The organism is Bacillus sp. NPDC060175, assembly GCF_042728695.1.
Lineage (GTDB): Bacteria > Bacillota > Bacilli > Bacillales > Bacillaceae_G > Bacillus_A.
Genome location: NZ_JBHWYR010000035.1, coordinates 35,271 through 53,413 on the forward strand (window position 1 = coordinate 35,271; position 18,143 = coordinate 53,413).

An 18,143-nucleotide genomic window follows, 5' to 3' on the forward strand; every position below is an offset into this window, starting at 1 on the left:
GAGGGGATTGTCCCCCTCTTCTTTTAATTTTTCTTTAAAAGAGTTGCTCCTGCAATCCCTGGGTGTGTCATTTCGAATGGATCTAGAATTAACTCTAATTCTGCTTGTGACAATACACCATTTTTCACACATAGTTCTCGAACTGATTGCCCTGTCGCAATTGCTTCTTTCGCAACGCGAGCCGCTGCTTCATAGCCGATATGAGGGTTCACGGCTGTAATAATTCCTACACTCTTCTCAACGTACTCTTTTAAGCGATCTTCATTCGCTTCAATTCCTTTTAAGCAATTATCTGTAAAGGCACGGAAACCGTTATTCATAATGCTAATAGATTGAAGTAAGTTGAAAACAAGTACTGGTTCCATAACATTTAATTCTAATTGTCCTGCTTCTGAAGCAAGGCAAATTGTATGGTCGTTACCAATTACTTGGAACGCAATTTGATTAATTACTTCTGGCATAACAGGGTTTACTTTCCCTGGCATAATAGATGAACCTGGTTGACGAGCTGGTAACATAATTTCTGCTAATCCAACGCGTGGACCTGATGCCATTAGACGAAGATCGTTCGCAATTTTAGACATATTCATCATACATACTTTAAGTGCTGCAGATACTTCAGTGTACGCATCCGTATTTTGGGTTGCATCTACTAAATCTTCTGCACCAACAAGTGGTAGTTCACTAATTGTAGCTAAATGTTTTACAACTGCTTCAATATATTCTGGATCTGCATTTAAGCCTGTACCAACTGCAGTTGCTCCCATATTCACTTCATATAAATGTTGACGTGATTGCTTGATACGTTTCATGTCACGTTCAAGTACGCGGGAATATGCTTTAAATTCTTGTCCAAGACGAATTGGCACAGCATCTTGTAAATGTGTACGACCCATTTTAATAACATGATCGAACTGTTCTGCTTTTAATTCAAATACATCATGCATATAACCCATTGTTTGTAATAAGCCTTCTAATGCATTTAATGTTGCAATATGAATCGCTGTTGGGAATGCATCGTTTGTTGATTGTGCCATATTTACATGACTGTTTGGACTAATATAATCATAGTCTCCCTTTTCCATTCCTAATAATTCAAGGGCACGATTGGCAATGACTTCATTTGCGTTCATATTCATTGAAGTTCCTGCACCACCTTGAATTGGATCAACGATGAAATGATCATGCCATTTCCCCTCAAGGATTTCTTGTGATGCTTCTGCGATAGCACCACCCTTTTTCAATTCCAATCTTCCTACATCTGCATTAGCAAGTGCTGCCGCCTTTTTTACAATTGCTAACGCTTTAATTAAACCTTCATGGACTTTGTATCCTGTAATTGGGAAATTCTCTACTGCACGCATTGTTTGTACACCGTAGTACGCATAATTTGGCACTTCTTTTTCACCTAAAAAATCTTTTTCAATTCGTACTCCATTTTTAGCTTCAGTTAATGTTGCCATGATTCTTCACTCCTTAACGATTTCTTATGCTGCTTTTGTTTGTTTGACTGTTTCTACATATTGTTTTGCTTTCTCATCATCGAATTCGCCTTCCCACTTCGACATAACAATGGCAGCTAATGCATTTCCTAATACATTGACAGCTGAGCGAATCATATCTAAAATACGGTCAATTCCCGCAATTAATGCGATGCCTTCTAGCGGTAATCCCATTGATCCTAACGTTGCTAATACAACAACGAATGATGCCCCTGGAACTCCTGCCATACCTTTGGATGTTAACATGAGAACGAATAATAACGTTATTTGCTCTGTCAGTGACATGTGTATACCGTACATTTGTGCAACAAACAATGCCGCTAACGCTTGATAAATAGCTGACCCAGTCAAGTTAAATGTATAACCTGTCGGAATTACGAAAGAGGCAACTGCCTTTGGACAACCGAACTCTTCCATCTTTCTCATTATATTAGGTAAAACAGCTTCTGAACTTGCTGTCGTAAATGAAAGAATAAGTTCTTCTTTTAAAATTTTCATTAATGTAAAAATGTTTACTCCTACCATTCGTGCATTAATACCTAATACAATCACAACGAATAGTATAACAGTTACGTATACAGCTAGCACTAGTTTTCCTAAAGGAAGTAGTGTGGACACACCAAATTTTGCAACCGTAACAGCAATTAATGCGAATACACCAAATGGTGCAAATTTCATAACTTGATTTGTAACCCAAAACATCGCTTCGAGTACACCTTCAAAAAAGTTAAAAACAGGCTTTCCTTTTTCTCCAATTGCCGCAACTCCTAAACCGAATAGTACTGAGAAGAATATAATCGGTAATAAGTCACCTTGTGTAATAGACTCAAATATATTTTTCGGTACAATATGAACAATCGTTTCAGCAAAACCTTTCTTCTCTGTAGCATCTGCTGTTTGTTTATAAGAAGAAATATCACTTTGCTGTAAATTATCCATATCAACGCCAGTACCTGGTTGGAATATATTCGCTGCGAGTAATCCCATTAAAATAGCAATCGTCGTAATGATCTCGAAATAAAGAATTGTCTTACCGCCCAGTTTCCCAAGCTTTTTCATATCTCCTACACCAGCTACCGCAACAATTAATGCTGAAATAACAATCGGTACTACAATCATTTTAATTAAGTGAATAAATATATCCCCAATTGGTGTGATATAAGAAATCGCCGTTTTATTGCCATAAAAGATTGCCCCTACTACAATCCCTAAAACAAGTGCGACAAAAATTTGTGTTGCCAATCCGAATTTTTTCATTTATGTTCATCCCCTTCATGCGAACGCTTTCATTTCGTATTTATAAAAGCTTACTGACACATCATATAGGCGAACCTACAAAATCATACAAAAACCTACAAGTTTGTCACAAAAAATTCGAATTTTTTTCTTATAATATTCATTGACACTTTTTATAAAAAAGAAATAAAATAACCTTGATAAAACATCAGATTATTTCGTATAATCTAAAAGATATACGTATTCAAAATAAATGGAGATGAAAAGGAGTGGATGTTATGAAAAATCACGTGAAGAAGTTCATCATATCTATTTCTTTTCTATTTCATTTTCTTAAAAAGGAACAAAGGCATTCGCCTTTGTTCCTTTTTTATTGCAATCTATATAGGGGGAATTGTTATGAAGCCATATAAACGTGTCTTAATTAAATTAAGCGGCGGAGCACTTGCCGATCAATCGGGAAATAGCTTTAACTCCAAACGATTAGAACATATTGCAAATGAAATTTTATCGATTGTTGATTTAGGTATCGAGGTCTCCATCGTCATTGGCGGCGGTAACATTTTTAGAGGGCATCTAGCTGAGGAATGGGGAATTGACCGTGTAGAAGCTGATAATATTGGTACTTTAGGTACAATTATTAATAGTTTAATGCTTCGCGGCGTTCTAACTAGCAAAACTGATAAAGAAGTACGCGTTATGACTTCCATCCCTTTTAATGCAGTAGCTGAGCCTTATATTCGCCTACGCGCAGTCCACCATTTAGATAACGGTTATATCATCATTTTTGGAGGCGGTAACGGGCAGCCATTCGTTACGACAGATTACCCAAGTGTACAAAGAGCCATTGAGATGAATAGTGACGCCATTTTAGTAGCAAAACAAGGAGTAGACGGTGTCTTTACAAGTGATCCAAAACATAATAAATCAGCGAAAATGTATAGAAAACTGAACTATAACGATGTTGTTAGGCAGAACATACAAGTAATGGACCAGGCGGCTTTATTACTTGCTCGGGACTACAATTTGCCGGCACATGTATTTAACTTTGATGAGCCTGGAGTGATGAAGAAAATATGTTTAGGAGAACATGTAGGGACATTGATTAATGATGATGCTTCGATGCTTGTGCATGAATAATAATTTTTCCTATCAACAGAAGGGTGTCTTTTGTAGACACCCTTTCCTCATTAATCATCATAAATAAAAATCCACCAATCCCGCCACTTTCTCCTTACACCGCTCCCAAAAAGATAAGTTATCAAAAAACGTTTTTGTCATCTTTTTCGAATCATGAAAGTCTTGCGTTAGCGCTTCGTTAACTTGTGCTACAATTTGTCCACCATGAATATATAAATTCATCTCATCATTTATATAGAAACTACGTGCAGTAATGTTTGTTGTACCGATAACAGTTAATTCATTATCAATTAGCATTAACTTTCCGTGAAACATCCCTTTTTTATAACCGTATACCGTAATCCCATTATTAACAGCTTGACGTATGTATGGATATGCCGCCTCTTTAATGAGAGGAATATCTGGTTTATATGACCAAAGGATTTTTACTGTAACACCACGTTTTTGTGCTCCAATTAGAGCATTCATTAATTCTTTATTTCTCGCTATAAAATAAGGTGTTGTAATGACAATCGAATGCTTCGCTTGTTTTATTAACTCTACATATTTTTCAGCAACATGATGCCCATTGTAACTGGCCATAGTATGTAATGTATTCCCTTTACTAGGCTTATTTGTACTTCTCTTTATATCTTCTTTCGCATCTCGTTTCCAATCTAAAGCGAACTGTTCTTCTAAATCTTTTGCTCCTTCTCCTCTTATCCGCACATGATAGTCACGCCAATATCCAAATCGTTTATCTTTCCCTAAATATTCATCTCCCATATTAAATCCACCCGTATAACCAATTTCCCCATCAATCGTTGTAATACGGCGATGATTCCGATGATGAAGAGAATAAAATCCGAATGGTAATTCAGGTTTTCTACTATATGTAAAATGTACACCACTTTCCCGCAATTCGTTTTTCATCTTTCTTTCAAAAGATAAATCATTAATTAAATCCACCGATAAGTATACGTTTACTCCTTCTTTCGCTTTTTCTTTTAATAAGTTTAAAAATGTATGACTACTTTTGTCATCAGAGAGAATATAAAAGTAAGTATAAATAGATTGTTTTGCTTCCTTTACGTCCGTAAACAACTGTTTATAAAACGACTTTCCTTCTACATATAATTGAAAGTCACTATAATGAGGTGCATACTCTGTCGGCATATTTTTCCCAACTTCCATTTTCCTGCCGAGGATAACATCGATATGCATCCAAATTAAAATAAAAACGAAAATAGCAATAATAATAGAAGTAACTCGCAATATTTTTTTAATCATTTTAATTTCCTTCCGCTCAATTTACGTTCTACTCCGTAGTGTTTCATTTAAATATGTTTTCATACGAAATGTAGTTCTTAATTTTTATCGATGTTAAACAGGTAAAGGAGAGAAGAGTATGAGAAAAGGAAAAATCCCTATTGTTTTTATCCCAGGACTTTTCGGTTCAATGAGTAATATTATTATTCCTGGTACCGGTAATTGGAACTTTGGGCTTTCTTCGTTTATTTATGAACCATTCATTATGATGTTAGAAAGTATCGGCTATGAACGAAATAAAAACTTGTTTATCTGTTTTTATGACTGGCGTCAGCGTATTGCTTTTTCCACTCAAAAATATTTATTAAAAACAATTGCCTATGTTAAAAAATTTACAGGGTGCGACAAACTAAATTTAGTTTGTCATAGTATGGGTGGACTTCTTGCACGTTCTTACGTTCAAAGTGAAGAATATGAAAATGATGTGGAGCAACTTATTATACTCTGTACACCAAACGCTGGATCTCCCCCCAATTATAGTTATTGGACTGGAGGTGCTCTCCCAGTACATACATCTTCTAAAATAAATATCGTTCATTTTTATATGGAACAATACATTCACTACGTAAGCACCTTACACAAAATGAATAGAGTTGAAGCGATACACCGTTACTTTCCAGGATTACAAGATGTTATTCCTTGTAAAGATTACGGAAATTATTTATTTATAAGATCCGGCTCTTCTATTACATTTCTTCCTTATAACAAGATGAAAACGAAAAATCCATTCCTCGATACATTAAATGCAAATAGATTTATTATAGAGAAAAGAAATATTGAAACTACACTCATTGCAGGAGATGGAGTAGAAACGATTCAATATTTACAAGTCGTCCCTTCACATTCAAAACTGGAATGGACAGACGGAAAAGTCGTCGGTGATGTACTTACAAAACATGGTGATGGTAACGCTGTTCTACATAGCGTTTTTCTTCTAGAGGGAAATAGATATGTTGTGCATGCTTCACATAACGAAGTGCTCTACAAAAGCATTCCTATATTACAAAAGATACTTTAAATTACGAATACAAAAAAGGTGTGGCATTGCGCCACACCTTTTCATTAAATGAAGTTCCTTGCATCATTATTTCTTCCAAACTTATAAATCGCAATTAAGAAGAATGCTATCGCAAAGGCGAATAAGATTAAAATATTTAAATACAAATCTGAAAACGGAATTCCTTGCTGTAATTTCGTAATCGTGTCCATTAGCCAGCGTTGCGGTAAAAAATTAGCTATTTTTTGTACCGTTTTCGGCATGATATCATATGGGAAATAGCATCCCGCTAATAAACATGTCGGTACAATGACGACATTTTGCATCGCATTTGAAGCAGTTGAATTTTTCGCAAAAGACACAATTACTAAAGATAAACCAATTGCGATTAAAGCAAATATCATGAGTACACCAATCATCACTGTGAAAGGCATATTTATATTTGTATGAAAAACATACTTCATAAATAATACGGCAATTACAATTTGCACTGTTAGTATAATCATATTCACCGCGACATTAGATAATATAAATTTCTTTCCATCTATCGGTGTCGATAATAATCTAAAATACGTTCTGTTCTCTTTTTCTTTTAAAATAATTCCAGATAAATTCGCTGCCGAAAATAGCATAAACATGATAAGATAACCAATCGTTTGATTTGTCATATCCTTATTTTTCGAAGTATCTTCAAGTGTCTCTGCTTTTACTTTAAATGAACCTTTTTGATAACCAGCGTACATACTATCAAACGTACTTTGATCCGCCCCTGCCACTTTACTAATCGCAGTGATATTATCAACATAGTTATATAAATATGATTTTATAAATACTGTTACTTGATCACCTTTAATCGATGAAACTTCAATATGACTCGGTTTCCCTGCTCGAACACTTTCGGAAAAACCAGACTGTAATGTAACAACACCATCAAGTTTTTTTGAAGTGAGTTTATCTTCCACTTCAGATTCCTTAATTTTACTAATATTTACATGATTGAGTCCTTCTAAAAATTTCACTGTATCATTTGCGATAGGCTGATTTTCTTTATTTATAACCCCAATATTTAACGTTCCTTGCCCTACATTCCCATATATTGAAAAAGAAATGAGTGTTCCTATTATCGGCAAACTTACAATAAGCAATAATCCTTTTTTATTTTTTAAAAGCGCAGCTAATGTTTTTCGTATGAGCCATAAAATATCTTTCATATTACAGCCCCTCCCGTCTACGTAATGCGATAATCGCAATTAATAAAAAGATTGCTGAAATTCCAAGATTTAAAGAAATAACCGGCAGTGCTGCTCCTATGTCATTTGCATAAATAATTTTCATAATGGCTGTGTTGGCCCACGTTAATGGCGATAAATTCGTAACGACATTTTCTTCCACTACGAAATAAGCACCACCAAAAATAGAAGCTAATTGCACAACAACCATAATAATTGCTCTAGATGCCTCACCTGTTTTTGTAATATATCCGATCCCTAAACCGAAGCTAATTGCTAGAAAGACTTCTGTTAGTAAAATAATAAATATAATTCCAAGATGGTCGCCCCAATTCGCTTGAAAAACAAATTTACTAAATATAACGACGAGTAATAGACAAAGTGCATTTGCTACAAGACTACCGAGCACTTTCCCAATGAAAATTTCAGCCTTACTTATAGGTGCTGCAATTAAACGATCTCCTGTTTTACGTACTCGTTCTCCTCGAATTAAAAAACTCGCCCCCATTGCAGCATACAATGCAATCATTGTCGTCATTACAACCGCATAGTAATCCATAGAACCTGGTTTTTTAGCAGCTTGTAAAGATGTTTCTTTAATATAATCATTATGATTTCCATTTGAAATAACTGTGCTAACCTTACTTGGATCTACTTTTGCAACTTCTGCCGCTACATTGTACTTATCAACAAATGTCGTAAGCATTCCTTCAACAATACTTCCTTCAATACTACTTCTGTCGCTTCCGTAAAATGTCGCACCATCTTTATTCAATTCTACATATGCAGCATATTTATTTTGCTTCACTTCTTCTTTCCCATCTATACCTTCGGAAGCTTTTTTAAAATGGATACCCGATTTATCGACCTCTTTCGTAAATGCTTCAAATGATTGAGAAAACGTGCTTCCCGCTTTATCTTTATAAAGCACTTGTATATCTTTAATCGAATGACTATCGCTATTAAATGCGTTACTTAACGCTGTTCCTAATACAAGCATAAGCACAATCGGAAATGCTAACATAAAAACTAAAGTTCTTACGTCCCTGAAATCTCTTTTAATGTGCATAACTGCAATATTGAAGATGTTCAATCGATGAACCTCCCTTTTCCTATTCTTACAATCACTTTATTTATCTCGTAAGTTTCTTCCGGTCAATGTAAGGAATACTGTTTCTAAATTCGGAGCCTGCTCTTCTAATGAACGAATTTCAATATCATGATTAATAAAGTGTTGAATAATTTTATTTAAATTATTTAATCCTGCATCAGAATTTACTTTAATTACGTTCTCTTCAATTTGAACAGCTTTCACACCGTTTATCTCTTTTAATTTTTCAACGTCTAGATTTTCTACTGACTTCACTTCAATCCAAATGTCTTTCGTATCGGTAATAATCGCTTTTAACTGTTCTTTCGTTCCTTCTGCAATCACTTTACCGTGATCAACAATTGCAATTTTCGTACAAATTTCTTCTACCTCTTCCATGTAGTGACTCGTATAAATAATTGTACTTCCCATTTCATTTAGTTTTCGGACAGACTGAAGAATATAGTTTCTTGACTGCGGATCGATTCCAACTGTCGGCTCATCCATAATAATTAACTTCGGTCTATGAGCGATTGCACAAGCGATATTCAGCCTTCTTTTCATCCCGCCAGAAAAGTTTTTCGGGTAACTTTTATGTTTATCACTAAGCCCCACAAATTGAAGTGCTTCCTCTACTCTCGCTTTTAGTTCAGCACCTCTCAATCCGTACAATCCGGCAAAGAATTTCACATTTTCATAGGCAGTTAGCTCTTCGTATATTGCTATATCTTGCGGAACAATACCGATGTTCATTTTCGCAAATCGATTATGTTTCTTTATATTTTTTCCTAGTATGCTAATTTCACCTTCATTACTTCTTAACAAGCCAGCAATCATATTAATTGTTGTACTCTTACCAGCACCATTCGACCCTAAAAATCCAAATATTTCTCCTTCTTTAATAGATAAAGACATATTATCTACCGCGATGAAATCACCAAATTTTTTCGTTAAATTTTTAATTTCCAATGTGTTCATCATTTCACCCCTATTTCGGTTTCTCTACTGTTATTATAAACAAAAAGAATGAACCTGCTCAGTGCAGAAGTTCATTCTTTTCACATGAGATTATTCACTTTTTTCATATGAGATGATTCATCCTCGCCCCATTCCCTTATATCGGCAACAACATTGTTACTGAAAAACCACTTGTCCCATCTACAATAATTTTACCGTTTACAGACGCTGTTCGCTCCTCCATCCCCATAATACCAAGGCCTTTTTTAATAAGAGCTGCCCCCTTACCATTATCCTTCACTTGTACTTTAACCACCTTGTTAAGTACATGAATATCTATTGAGATGACTGTCGCGTCAGCATATTTCATCGTATTTGTTAACGCCTCCGTAACATTTTCACCGATAATCTTCCACTGAATTGGAGAAATCATATCTAAGTTTCCTTTATATACGAAAGGAATGTTCACATCATGCTTACCGGCAAATTCCTCTATGAACAATTTCATACGATGAATGCCAATTTGCTCTGTTGGTGGCTTCATATTTTTCAATGTAATCCGAATGCTTTCAATCCCATCTTTCGAAATATGAATTGCATTTTGTAATAACTCAGCAGATTTCACTTTATCTATTTCCATTAATCTCTTTGCTGCTTCCATTTGAATAAGTGCACCCGTCATCGAGTGACCAATTTTATCATGAATTTCTTGAGATAATCGATTTCTCTCCTCTAACTTAAATGTGTATTCTGATTGCCTTATGTAATCTTTATTTTCATTTAAACTTTTCGTAAGTCTTTGTATGTCTTTTCTCATTTTATCATTTTGCATTTCGAGTTTTAATAATCGCGCTATATAGCAGTGGGCTATCGTTAAGGAAAAAAAACAAAATACACTAATAAGTCCATACGTCATTTGAATACCTTCACCTATAAAAATAATAGGAAGGACCATAATGAAAAAGATTAACCATTTCTTTTCTATATAATAATTTGCAATTTCATATAAGTTCAAAGGTAAAAACAAAATAAAAAACGGATGAACCCTCCACGTAAATAACATAACTACGCCAACTGATACGCAGATTAAAATCTTATTGTACGTATCTTTTTTCAATATAGAAATCATCACATTTATAGAAAGATATATAAGTAAAGTAAGTATAATCCATGGTAAGTTCGTAACATTTAAATGAATGTAGCTGAACACTATATATAAAAAGACAATTAATTTACTTACAGTTAACCAAAATTCCATAACATTAATCTACTTTCCCTGTTAAGTAATAAATCGCAATTTGCGTGCGATGTTCTAGTCCAGTTTTCCCCAAAACTGATGTAATATAATTTGCGATTGTTCCTTCAGATATGAAAAGTTGCTTCGAAATTTCTTTATTTGAGAAACCTTTCGCAATTAGTGCGATAATACTAAGCTCTCTTTCTGTAAAAAGGCTCTTATCAATTTTAGATTCTTCCTCTTTACTTTCCATTAAATTAGACTTAATTTTATCAAGCACTACATCTTGCATAACAGTTTGGCCGTTATATACACCTTTTATTGCATCACGAATACGCTCTGGATCATTATTTTTTAATAAATAACCTTTCGCTCCGTTTTTTACTGCGTCCAAAATATATTCATCATCATCAAATGTCGTTAAAATGAGAGGCTTCGTTTTTGTCTCTTCACAAATTAACTTCGTCGCCTCTACCCCGTTCATGTTTGGCATACGAACATCTAAAAGAGCAATATCAACTTCATGCTTTTTACAATACGCTACAGCCTCTTTTCCATCATTTACAGTATCTAACACTTCGAACTCTTCGTATGTATTTAAAATAATTTTCATGCCTTCTCTAATAAAAGAATTATCATCGGCTATTAATATTTTAATTTTCATGTTTGTTAGTATGGCCTTTCCCCTACTAACATTCACATCCTTTCTCTGTGTAACATTTCCTTCTTGCTCATTATATACTTCTCTTTACCATTTTTTCACACCTTTTTCATATAGCCCTCCTGCTAAAAATATATTATTCTTTTTTTATAACATGTGTAGGGTGACTTATCGTTTCTTACGTCTATATAATAGAATGCGTCAAAAAGGAGGGAGAAAGCGATTGAGGAAAAACAATTAATTGAAAAAGCACAGCAAGGAAGTGAGCATGCTTTTCGCATCCTTGTACAAACGTATCGTCATTATATTTTCCAAGTTATATTTTCTATTTTAAGACATGAAGAAGATGCTAAAGATGTGACACAAGAAGTATTCGTAAAAATTCACGCCTCTCTCCCTAATTATCAATTTCGCGGATTAAAAACGTGGATGGCACGTATTGCTACCAATCACGCTATTGATTATAAGAGGAAGAACGCTAGAGAAAACGAAGAACTCTCCTTATGTAAAGAAACTGAAGAAAATATAAAGTCTTCTCATAATATCGAAGCTTTATTATTGACGAAAGAGCAAAGACTATTGATTGCTCAAAAACTAAGAGAACTTCCTGAGAATTACCGTGACGTCGTTCTCGCACATTACTTAGAGGAAAAAAGCTATCAAGAAATTGCATTGCAAGAAAACATCGAAGTGAAAACAGTCGAAATGAAACTGTATAGGGCAAGAAAATGGATTAAAAAACATTGGAAGGAGGAAGAGTTTCTATGATGCATTATTCAAAAGAAGATTGGCGCAATTATACATTAGATTTTATATCAAACAATAAACGTGAATCTATGGAAGAACATCTCTATGAATGTGATCATTGTTTAGCAATTTATATGGAAAGTATTGATGAACAAAATGAAAACCTTCCAATGATAAATGATGATTCATTTGCAAACGAAGTTATGGCACAAATTAATTTTGAAACGCTACAATCTAATGAAACTATGAAATCGAACCAGCTAAAGCGCACAATCATTCATTACATCATTGCGACTGCGGCTACAATTATTTTTATGGTAAGTGGTTTATTTCATTATATTTTCACAGCGACATCTAATTTCGAAAAATCTTCGAGACATAATGAGACTTCCATCTCACAACAAATTGTAAACAAAACAGTGCACACATCAAAAAAGGACGGAGGTTTAAAGCATGAATAAAAACCCTTTTTTAGCGCTTGTGTTAGGGCTAATTCCTGGGCTTGGACATCTATATTTAAAGAAGATTGGACGTTTCATTCTATATAGCGGAGGATCTTTATTTCTATTTATCTTTGCAGCATTTTGTACAATAGCATTAGGAGAGCGTAATATTGCTTTTCTTTCTTTATTTTTACTAGCAATGTTATGGGTAATCAACTTAATGGATTTAATTTTCACTATTATAAATCAATCGAAAAAACAAGCAGCCGGACAATTTACAGAGTCCTCTAAAGAGAGCGAACGATTTTATATCATTCTCTTATCCGTCATCCCTGGACTTGGACATTTCCAATTAGGGCTTATGCAACGAGGTCTTACATTTTTAGTCGCTTGCGCAGGCTTAGGCAGCATGATTATATTTGTTACATTATTAACATCTCAAGGAAGTTTCCTTATCTTCCTTATTACGTTACCTGTTTTATGGATTTATAACTTCTTCGACGTTGTTCAACAACTTCAGAAAAAAGAACGTGGCGAGCAATTAGTTGATCGTACTATTTTTGAAGACTTTGAAGAGCATCGAGAACAAGGGAAGAAAAGTAAAACATTCGCTTCTATTTTAGCGATGTTTCCTGGAGCAGGACATATGTATTTAGGCTTACAACGTCGTGGTCTTCAGCTTATGGCAGCCTTTTTACTATCTATTTATTTACTCGATTTATTACGACTCTCTGCGTTTTTATTTTTAGTACCAATCATTTGGTTTTATAGCTTTTTTGATGCTTTACAGCAAACAGCAAAATACGGAAAAGAACGAGTTCATGACGAACCAATTATCGATTATTTTATAAATCATCAAAGATGGATCGGCATTGGGTTAATTACACTCGGTGGTTATTATTTATTAGATCAAACAGTCCTTCCTATTTTGAATGATTATTTTGTAACTATATTTAATATTCATCTTAGCGAAATATATTATCGCTATTTCCAAACCTCTATCGTTGCTCTCCTTTTAATTGGTGGCGGCTTTAAATTATTACTTGGAAATAAAGAAAACAAAGGTGGTACAAAAGAATGAGAACATGGCGCGTTGGAACATTCTCAATGGGGCTTTCCATTATTACATTAGGCTGTTTCTTACTATTTTCAGTCATTAAGGGCACTCAAGTATTGGATACATTAACAGCATGGTGGCCTGTTTTACTTATCATACTTGGCGCTGAAATTTTACTATACCTTCTATTTTCTAAGAAGGAACATTCATTTATTAAATATGATATTTTTAGTATTTTCTTTATCGGAGTTTTAGGAAGTGTTGGAATTGCTTTTTACTGTTTATTATCAACTGGATTACTAGAAGAAGTTCGTCATTCTATTAACACAACTAGGCAAACGAGTAATATTCCAGACGGACAACTTGATATACCTGAATCTATCAAAAAAATCGTAGTGGATGCGGGGCATCACCCTCTAACAATAGAGGGAAATGATACAAATCAAATTCATCTTCTTGGAACATATGAAATGACGACGAAAGCAAATGAAAAAATCAATTTAAAACAAGAGGATTTCCTTTCAATTCAAACAGCTGGAGAAACGATGTATGTAACTTTAAAATCATTACCAGTTCAGCATACGTTATTTAACTCAGCACCACAGGTGAAACAAACACTCGTTCTTCCGCAAAATAAAAATGTAGAGATTCGAGCTTCAAATAACGAGCTATCTCTTTATCCAGGTCAATTACAAAATAATTGGTTTGTACAAGAAAGTTCAAATGTATCTGTTCATTTAGCAAAAGAAAGTGATGTATCTTTAATCGCCATAACAAACAAAAAAGAAGCTCACGGGAACACACCTTGGGAACAAGTAGAAGATTTAACGAAAAAAGAAAATAATTCTTCAGAAGAAAATCCAGAATTAAACGGGCAAGAGCATTGGTATAAAAACTCGATAAAAACAGGAAATGGGACGTACAAATTAAATATTGAGAAAGCTTACAATATAAATATGAGTGTTATCGAAAAATAAGAAACCTTCCACAATTGTGGAAGGTTTTTCTCATATAATCGCTTTAATTCCTTCTAAAATTAACCCAATCATAAATCCGCACACAGCCCCGTTCACTCGGATCCACTGCAAATCTTTACCGACGTTATTTTCAATCATTTCAATTAATGTTTTATCGTCTAGTTTATCAAGGTTTTCTTGCACAAGTTTTCCGATTTTCGAATGATTCTTTTCAACAAGTGTGACAACTTGCTTTTGTAACCAATCTTCTATTTTTTGAACCGTCACTTCGTCTTCTTTTATTTTATTCATTTGTGTTTTTAAAAATGGAATAACATATTTATCAGCAAATTCTTCATTGTTTACAAAGGTAACTGCTCTTTGTTGTACTTGCTCCAGCATCTCTTTTATTTTGTCAGTAGCATCCCAATTTGCAATCCACTTTTCTTTCCAATTTTCTAATTCCTGTAGTAAAGCTTCATTTTCTTTCACATTTATAATTTCTTGACGAATCTTCGCTAATATAAGTTGTCTTGTGCTATTATCAGCATCTTGTAAGCTGTTAATATTGCTAATAATAAATTTCTGCAAAATGCCTCCAATTTTATCTTCATCTACAATATTCATAAATGATTTCAAAGTAAACTGCAAGAATCCATCTACTTTTATATTTTCCATCGCCTTCATTCCTAAGCTTCCGAGCTGATAACGAGCTTCATCTTGCGCTGTCCAATCTTTCACCTTTACTAGTATGTAATCAAGTGTCTTTTCATCATATTCTTGCACAACTAATTGATCAACAAGCACTTGTAAAATGTTACTTGTGTTAATTGTATGCAAATACGTTTTTAATTCTTTTTCAATAATAACAGCTAATTTTTCTGTATCTATTTGAAGAATCGCTTTCTCCGCAATTGTTACAATTCCTTTTTTCACAGCATCTGATTGTAACTCTTTCTCAGCAATTTGCAGCACCATTTGTGCTAACTGCATTTCTTTCACTTTACTTGTAATACTTTCCTTCGTCAGCCATTCATTTTCTAACGTAGAAACGAGCCCCTTTGTTACCCGCTTCCGATTTTTAGGTAATAAAGCTGTATGCGGAATTGGGATTCCCAACGGATGACGGAATAAAGCTGTAACCGCAAACCAATCCGCAAGTCCACCAACTAACCCAGCTTCAAATCCCCCTTGAATAATCTCCCCAGCTACCGTTCCTTGAAAAGGGATCGAAGCCGCAAAACCTACGCCCATAACCCCAAGCGAAATACCCGCTATATATTTAGTCTGCAATGACATCGTATACACATCCTCTTATTATGTAAAATAAAGCTTTTTGTTATATTTATTTGATATTAGTTATCCTTTATATATACTATAAAGAACTATTGTGAAAATAACAAAGAATTTATAATACTTCAAGCCTACCTTTCACATACCTTAAAATCATTCAGGTTAAATTTTTACATTTTTTCAAAATCATAACATCCTCTGCATAATTCTATACGTTAAACTATCTATATAACCCCATAATAGATAGGAACGATTGAAGATGTTTTCCAACAAATTATCTATTCTCAAAAAAAGTATATTCCAAGGTGAAACATTTCAATTTTCAAACAAAAAAGATGGTTTAATTGCTATTTTCTTTATCGCTATTTATTTGGCATACTTTTATTTTCTAATGAACTTTTGGCATTCTCCATCAATGAAACATTCACACTTTTCGATCTCACACCCGTGTCTCTATGCGGTTTTAGGAATTACTTTACATCAAATACCTATCGTAATCTTATTACTCTTCATCTTGAAAAAATCGAAACAAACGTTATCAAGTATTGGTTTTAGAAAAAAGGGATTGAAATCTTCCCTCTTAATTGGTGTATTTCTTTTATTTATATACGTATATAAATAAAAGAAAATGGATTTCAATTAGAAATGTTCTATTACCTCTATTACTATTTAATTAATATTGGTTTCGAAGAGGAAATTATATTTAGAGGCTACCTTTGGCCAATTTTTCGGGATTGCTCATTCATTTATCCCTATAATTTTAGGAGACACTCCTTAAGGAATAGGTGACTGGGTAAACTCTGGTCTTGTTGGACATTTGCTATCCGCTTTTATTTACACTCGGAATAATAATTTACTCCTCCCTATTTTCATCCATGACTTTTTAGATATACCATATAAATAAAAAATGAGGCTACAACTAGCCTCATTTTTCTTATATTGTTAATTCAAAACCTTTCTTATAATACCCATTCATCACATCTTCTGGAACCATACTCCCACCAGTTCCCCACACAATATGAGTACCTTTCTTCACCTTCTCTGTTAACTGTTGTTTTTGTAAATACTCATTTTCAGCTTTACATACATTCAACGGTCCTATCATACCCGCTAACGCCGAAGGCTCTAAATAAATATTTTCAGTATCAGCCAGTTCTTTTAATAATCTATACAACTCTTCATCACTTACTGTGTAATTTCCACTCAAAAATGGTTCCATCGTTTTACCGACAAATCCAGACGGTCTTCCTACTGCAAGCCCATCCGCATCCGTTACATTATCAATACCGATATCTTGAACGGCAATTTTATCGTGAAGCCCTGTCATTAAACCGAGTAACATACACGGGGAATGTGTCGGTTCAGCAAAGAAACAATGCACATTGTCTTTGTACAATAACTTTAAGCCGAATGCTACTCCGCCAGGCCCACCACCTACCCCGCACGGGAGATAAACGAATAAAGGGTGTTCTTCATCTACTACAATCTCTAACTCTTCTAATTGTTTTTGTAAACGAGACGCTGCTACTGCATATCCTAAAAATAAATCATGTGAATTTTCATCATCTACAAAATAACAGCTAGGATCAGCTTCTGCTTGCAGTCTTCCTTCCTCTACTGCTTTACTATAATCAGCTTCATATTCAATAACATTTACATTTTTACTTCTTAATAAATCTTTTTTCCATTCTTTGGCGTCTGCTGACATATGAACCGTCACATTGAAACCTAATTTCGCACTCATAATACCGATGCTAAGCCCTAAATTTCCAGTAGAACCTACTGCAATTGAATACTTCGCAAAAAAACCTCTAAATCTATCACTATCTAAAATTGAATAATCATCTTTCTCTGTTAACATTCCATGCTGAAGTGCCAATTGCTCAGCATGTTTCAACACTTCATAAATGCCGCCCCTAGCTTTAATTGATCCTGATATCGGAAGTTGACTATCACACTTTAATAATAATTCCCCTAATATAGGTTGCCCGTATTTCTTCTCTAAAGACTGCTTCATAGCAGGTATTTTCACTAAAGGTGATTCTATAATGCCGCTCGTCTCTTTCGTCTCAGGAAAAACTTTTGCAATATATGATGCAAAGCGCTTTAACCTCTCTTCCGCATTTTTTACATTTTCTTCATTTAGTGGTGAACCCTTTATCGCTGTTTCATAATTTTCTATATTCGGGTTTACCCAAAATACTTCTTCTGTTGCAATAAGCTTGTTAACTAATGGGTACTCTGCTTTTAATGCCCCTATTTCCTTCATTCTGTTTCCTCCTCATATCCT

Annotated in this window: 16 protein-coding genes; 6 read left to right on the forward strand and 10 right to left on the reverse strand. The window is 34.3% G+C overall.

The window, feature by feature from the left end; all coding sequences use genetic code 11:
* Positions 1 to 23: 23 nt before the first annotated feature.
* Together aspA and ACFWDE_RS17770 are read right to left on the reverse strand one after the other, a co-directional pair.
* Positions 24 to 1,463, reverse strand: a complete 1,440-nt coding sequence (gene aspA / locus ACFWDE_RS17765) for an aspartate ammonia-lyase (protein ID WP_078180912.1) — start codon at positions 1,461 to 1,463, stop codon at positions 24 to 26.
* A 24-nt stretch (positions 1,464 to 1,487) separates the two neighbouring features.
* Positions 1,488 to 2,759, reverse strand: a complete 1,272-nt coding sequence (locus ACFWDE_RS17770; protein ID WP_377893645.1) for a cation:dicarboxylate symporter family transporter — start codon at positions 2,757 to 2,759, stop codon at positions 1,488 to 1,490.
* Positions 2,760 to 3,137: 378 nt separating this feature from the next.
* Here ACFWDE_RS17770 and pyrH point away from each other — a divergent pair, with 378 nt between their 5' ends.
* A complete protein-coding gene (gene pyrH, locus ACFWDE_RS17775) occupies positions 3,138 to 3,878 on the forward strand; it encodes a UMP kinase (protein WP_377893647.1) in 741 nt (246 codons plus the stop codon).
* A 57-nt stretch (positions 3,879 to 3,935) separates the two neighbouring features.
* Here the strand turns inward: pyrH and cls are convergent, their stop codons facing one another.
* Positions 3,936 to 5,147: a cardiolipin synthase gene (gene cls / locus ACFWDE_RS17780; RefSeq protein ID WP_377893648.1), complete on the reverse strand. Its 1,212-nt coding sequence runs from the start codon at positions 5,145 to 5,147 to the stop codon at positions 3,936 to 3,938.
* A gap of 118 nt (positions 5,148 to 5,265) precedes the next feature.
* Between cls and ACFWDE_RS17785 the strand changes: the two genes are divergently transcribed.
* On the forward strand, positions 5,266 to 6,204 hold the full coding sequence (locus ACFWDE_RS17785; protein WP_377893650.1) for an esterase/lipase family protein: 939 nt from the start codon (positions 5,266 to 5,268) through the stop codon (positions 6,202 to 6,204).
* Positions 6,205 to 6,248: 44 nt separating this feature from the next.
* On the opposite strand, the gene ACFWDE_RS17790 is transcribed toward ACFWDE_RS17785, so the two are convergent.
* The 5 genes from ACFWDE_RS17790 to ACFWDE_RS17810 form a co-directional block, all read right to left on the reverse strand.
* The gene (locus ACFWDE_RS17790; protein WP_377893652.1) at positions 6,249 to 7,394 is read right to left on the reverse strand and encodes an ABC transporter permease; all 1,146 of its coding nucleotides are present in this window, start codon (positions 7,392 to 7,394) and stop codon (positions 6,249 to 6,251) included.
* Position 7,395: 1 nt separating this feature from the next.
* A complete protein-coding gene (locus ACFWDE_RS17795; protein ID WP_377893654.1) occupies positions 7,396 to 8,505 on the reverse strand; it encodes an ABC transporter permease in 1,110 nt (369 codons plus the stop codon).
* A gap of 36 nt (positions 8,506 to 8,541) precedes the next feature.
* The gene (locus ACFWDE_RS17800; protein WP_002148977.1) at positions 8,542 to 9,480 is read right to left on the reverse strand and encodes an ABC transporter ATP-binding protein; all 939 of its coding nucleotides are present in this window, start codon (positions 9,478 to 9,480) and stop codon (positions 8,542 to 8,544) included.
* Between the two features lie 136 nt (positions 9,481 to 9,616).
* Entirely contained in the window at positions 9,617 to 10,717 is a 1,101-nt protein-coding gene (locus ACFWDE_RS17805) for a sensor histidine kinase (RefSeq protein WP_377893655.1), read from the reverse strand.
* A 4-nt stretch (positions 10,718 to 10,721) separates the two neighbouring features.
* On the reverse strand, positions 10,722 to 11,360 hold the full coding sequence (locus ACFWDE_RS17810; protein WP_002064723.1) for a response regulator transcription factor: 639 nt from the start codon (positions 11,358 to 11,360) through the stop codon (positions 10,722 to 10,724).
* 276 nt (positions 11,361 to 11,636) lie between these two features.
* On the opposite strand from ACFWDE_RS17810, the gene ACFWDE_RS17815 reads away from it, so the two are divergent.
* From ACFWDE_RS17815 to exsE, 4 genes are read left to right on the forward strand one after another with little or no spacing between them, the layout of a single operon-like run.
* A complete protein-coding gene (locus ACFWDE_RS17815; RefSeq protein WP_377893666.1) occupies positions 11,637 to 12,125 on the forward strand; it encodes an RNA polymerase sigma factor in 489 nt (162 codons plus the stop codon).
* Positions 12,122 to 12,565 (forward strand): hypothetical protein, encoded by a 444-nt coding sequence (locus ACFWDE_RS17820; RefSeq protein WP_377893657.1) that lies wholly within the window; start codon positions 12,122 to 12,124, stop codon positions 12,563 to 12,565. The genes ACFWDE_RS17815 and ACFWDE_RS17820 overlap by 4 nt, the downstream gene beginning before the upstream one ends.
* Entirely contained in the window at positions 12,558 to 13,628 is a 1,071-nt protein-coding gene (locus ACFWDE_RS17825) for a hypothetical protein (protein WP_377893658.1), read from the forward strand. Before ACFWDE_RS17820 ends, ACFWDE_RS17825 begins: the two co-directional genes overlap by 8 nt.
* Positions 13,625 to 14,581 carry an exosporium protein ExsE gene (exsE, locus tag ACFWDE_RS17830; RefSeq protein WP_377893660.1) on the forward strand — a complete coding sequence of 319 codons (957 nt, stop codon included), beginning with the start codon at positions 13,625 to 13,627 and terminating at the stop codon, positions 14,579 to 14,581. The genes ACFWDE_RS17825 and exsE overlap by 4 nt, the downstream gene beginning before the upstream one ends.
* 30 nt (positions 14,582 to 14,611) lie before the next feature.
* Here the strand turns inward: exsE and ACFWDE_RS17835 are convergent, their stop codons facing one another.
* On the reverse strand, positions 14,612 to 15,859 hold the full coding sequence (locus tag ACFWDE_RS17835) for a DUF445 domain-containing protein (RefSeq protein WP_377893662.1): 1,248 nt from the start codon (positions 15,857 to 15,859) through the stop codon (positions 14,612 to 14,614).
* A gap of 928 nt (positions 15,860 to 16,787) precedes the next feature.
* A complete protein-coding gene (locus tag ACFWDE_RS17840) occupies positions 16,788 to 18,122 on the reverse strand; it encodes a D-serine ammonia-lyase (RefSeq protein ID WP_377893664.1) in 1,335 nt (444 codons plus the stop codon).
* Between the last annotated feature and the right edge of the window lie 21 nt (positions 18,123 to 18,143).